This is a genomic window from Mycobacterium talmoniae, assembly GCF_001854525.1.
GTDB lineage: Bacteria > Actinomycetota > Actinomycetes > Mycobacteriales > Mycobacteriaceae > Mycobacterium > Mycobacterium talmoniae.
Genome location: NZ_MLQM01000280.1, coordinates 1 through 3,679 on the forward strand (window position 1 = coordinate 1; position 3,679 = coordinate 3,679).

Here is a 3,679-nt window from a genome sequence, read left to right on the forward strand (position 1 = left end):
GTGTAGGCCGATTCGAGCGCGGCCGCCAGCCAGTGCGCGGCCTCGGCCGGGCCGTATTCGACGAACGCGCCGAACTCGCCCCAGCCGGCCGGGCCGTCGATCAACGCCACCTCGCGGACGGTGATGCCGCGGAAGGCCACCCGCATCGGCAGCGCCACCACGTGCACCCAGTCGAGGATGTCGTCCAGCGGCGGCCGCATCGGACCATGGTGCCGCCCGCCGGTCGCCGCGTGCAACGGCGCCGCTGGCCGGGGCCGGGCCATAGACTTGGCCGCAGCCCCGACCGAGAGGACACGCGATGCGGCTGCGCTGCGGGTTGCCGGTACTGGGGGTGCTGCTGTGCACCGTCGGGTGTCAGACCGTCGTCGACGGCACCGCCCAGCCCGCCGACCGGCTCGGTCCGCTGCCCAGCGTCGTCACCACGACGACCCCGCCGTCGTCGCTGCAGGACACCCTGCTCGGCCAGTCCGAGATCGCCGGCATCGTCGGGGAAGCCTCGATGACCCAGTCCATGACCATCACCGAACCGGTCAACGACACGTCCAGCGTCGAGCCCAGCGAGTGCGCGCCGCTGGCGCTGCCCGCCCAGGACCAGGTGTACACCTCGTGGATGCAGATCACCGGCAATTTGCTGAAGGGGGACGGCAAGCACAACGTCGCGCAGGTGGTGTCGCTGTTCAAGACCGACAGCAAATGGTCGGTGTCGTATGTGCTGCACGTGTGGAAGCAGTGCGCGCAGCCGTTCACCGTCAAGCAGGACGACGGCAACGCCCAGGTCATCCCCGTCCCGGTCACCGGCGACGAGGTCAACGTCACCCGGGCCAGCGCCACCATGCACAACCAGACCAACCCCAACCGGGTCTGCCAGCACGTGGTTGCTGGCAAAGGCAACTACATGGTGGAAACCGAGGTGTGCGGCAACGACGGCCAGACCGCACGTCAGACCGATGAAATCACCGATCGGATCCTGGCCAAGATCCCCGATTGAGGTGAAACTGAAACACGTTCTAGTGTGGCTGGTATGACCGACGATCTGCTGCGCAATCCCGTCCATATGGGCCACTTGCTGGCCGGTGCGTTGAAACGCCACAGGGACAAGCCGGTGCTGTTCCTCGGCGACACCACGCTGACCGGCGGCCAGCTGGCCGACAAGATCAGCCAGTACATCCAGGCGTTCGAAGCGCTGGGCGCCGGCACCGGCAGCGCGGTGGGGCTGCTGTCGCTGAACCGGCCCGAGGTGCTGATGATCGTCGGCGCCGGGCAGACCATGGGGTATCGGCGCACCGCGCTGCACCCGCTGGGCTCCCTCGACGACCACGCCTACGTGCTGGCCGACGCCGGGATTTCCACCCTGATCATCGACCCCACCCCGGCGTTCGTGGAGCGGGCGGCCGGGCTGCTGGAGCGGGTCGAGTCGCTGCGCCAGATCCTGACGATCGGCCCGGTGCCCGAGGCGTTGGCTCAGGTGGCGCACGATCTGGCCGCCGAGGCCGACAAGTATGCGCCGCGGCCGCTGGTGGCCGCGGACCTGCCGCCGGATCACATCGGCGGGCTGACCTACACCGGCGGCACCACCGGCAAACCCAAGGGCGTGATCGGCACCGTGCAGTCGATCACCACCATGACCCAGATTCAGCTGGCCGAGTGGGAGTGGCCGGCGAACCCGAAGTTTTTGATGTGCACCCCGCTGTCGCACGCCGGGGCGGCGTTTTTCACCCCGACCCTGATCAAGGGCGGGCAGATGGTGGTGATGGCCAAGTTCGACCCGGCCGAGGTGCTGCGGGTCATCGAGGAGCAGCGCATCACCGCGACCATGCTGGTGCCGTCGATGCTGTACGCGCTGATGGACCACCCGGATTCGCGGACCCGGGACCTGTCGTCGCTGCAGACCGTGTACTACGGGGCGTCGGCGATCAACCCGGTGCGGCTGGCCGAGGCCATTGAGCGGTTCGGGCCGATCTTCGCCCAGTACTACGGGCAGTCCGAGGCGCCGATGGTGATCAGCTACCTGGCCAAGGCCGACCACGACGAGAAGCGGCTGACGTCGTGCGGGCGCCCGACGCTGTTCGCCCGGACCGCGCTGCTGGGCCCCGACGGCCAGCCGGTGCCGCAAGGCGAGGTCGGCGAGATCTGTGTGGGCGGGCCGCTGCTGGCCGGCGGCTACTGGCAGCTGCCGGACGCGACCGCCGAGACGTTCCGGGACGGCTGGCTGCACACCGGCGACATGGCCCGCGAGGACGAGGACGGGTTCTGGTTCATCGTCGACCGGGTTAAGGACATGATCGTCACCGGCGGGTTCAACGTGTTCCCCCGCGAGGTCGAGGACGTGGTGGCAGAGCATGCGGCGGTGGCGCAGGTGTGCGTGATCGGCACCCCCGACGACAAGTGGGGGGAGGCAGTGACCGCGGTGGTGGTGCTGCGCGCCGACGCGCCCCGCGACGAGGACGCGATCGCGGCGATGACCGCCGAGATCCAGGCCGCGGTCAAGGACCGCAAGGGGTCGGTGCAGTCCCCCAAGCGGGTCGTCGTGGTCGATGCGCTGCCGGTGACCGCGTTGGGCAAACCGGACAAGAAGGCCGTCCGCGCCCAGTTCTGGGAGGGCGCCGCCCGCGCGATCGGCTGAGTTAGTCGGCGGTACCGTCGAGCCGTGCGTACGTCGACTCCTCTGCTGGTGCTGTGCCTGCTGCTGGCCGGATGCTCCACGCTGGTCCCCGGCCAAGCGGAGCCGGCCGACCACGACGGGCCGGTGCCGGTGCCCAAGGCGGCGCTGCGCAGCGTGTTGCTCGACGGCCACGACCTCAACACCGTCATGGGTGCCTCGGATCTGGAGATCCAGAAGACCCGCACCGAGTTGTTCGACGATGACGACGAGTGGGACCAGTCGTGTTTGGCGATCTGGTACCCGATCCAGCGGTCGGTGTATCAGGACAGCGGCTGGTCGGCGTTGCGCGCGCAAACCGTGCGGGGCGGCGACGTCAACGGGCCCGACGACCACCTGGTCGTCGAGGCGGCCGTGGTGTACCCGTCCCGCAAGGCCGTCGCCGACTTCTTCCACCAGCTCACCGACGACTGGACCCGCTGCGGCGACCGCCATTTCACCAACCGCGACCCCGACGGCGACCCCGCCGAATGGCAGTTCGGCGCGGTGGACGCCACCGACTCGACCCTGGTGGTGAACCAGACGCAACTGCACACCAACGGCTGGTCCTGCCAGCACGCGATGCGGGCGACCAACAACGTCATCATCGACGTGCTGGCCTGCAAGATGAACGGCGACGACGAGGCCAAGACCATCGTCGACGACATCGACGCCAAACTGCCCAGCGTGTGACCGCGCACAATGGGGTGATGTGGTCGCGGTCCGCTCCCCCGCTGCTGGCGCTCGCCCTGGCCCTGGGATTGTGCTGCGGGCCCGCCGGGCCCGCCTCCGCGGCGCCGGGCTGCCCGCCGGGCGGCGACGCGGCCCCGCCGGGGGCGGCGCAACGGGTAGTCGGTGATCTCGACGGCGACGGCCGGCCCGACACGCTGTGGATCGCCGAGGTGGCCACCGCCGCCGGCGGCCGGGATCGCCTCGTCGGCGTCAGCACCGCCAGCGCCGCCAGCAGCGAGGTGCAGATCGTCACCGGGAGCCCGATCGCGTTGGGCGCCTTGGCTGTTGACGCGCAGGACAACGGCGCCC

General features: G+C 69.8%; 3 protein-coding genes and 2 pseudogenes. 4 read left to right on the forward strand and 1 reads right to left on the reverse strand.

All coding sequences use genetic code 11. The features are described from left to right. Positions 1–200, reverse strand: a pseudogene (locus BKN37_RS26335) (o-succinylbenzoate synthase); the annotation flags it as partial. A gap of 98 nt (positions 201–298) precedes the next feature. Here BKN37_RS26335 and BKN37_RS26340 point away from each other — a divergent pair. The 4 genes and pseudogenes from BKN37_RS26340 to BKN37_RS26355 all read left to right on the forward strand — a co-directional run. Then, on the forward strand, positions 299–988 hold the full coding sequence (locus BKN37_RS26340; RefSeq protein ID WP_071030168.1) for a sensor domain-containing protein: 690 nt from the start codon (positions 299–301) through the stop codon (positions 986–988). 33 nt (positions 989–1,021) lie between these two features. Then, positions 1,022–2,623, forward strand: a complete 1,602-nt coding sequence (gene fadD8, locus BKN37_RS26345; protein WP_071030170.1) for a fatty-acid--CoA ligase FadD8 — start codon at positions 1,022–1,024, stop codon at positions 2,621–2,623. 24 nt (positions 2,624–2,647) lie between these two features. Continuing rightward, positions 2,648–3,331, forward strand: coding sequence for a sensor domain-containing protein (locus tag BKN37_RS26350; protein WP_083342067.1), 684 nt, complete (start codon positions 2,648–2,650; stop codon positions 3,329–3,331). Further along, positions 3,328–3,679 (forward strand): annotated as a pseudogene (locus BKN37_RS26355) (hypothetical protein); the annotation flags it as partial. The gene BKN37_RS26350 and the pseudogene BKN37_RS26355, both read left to right, overlap by 4 nt.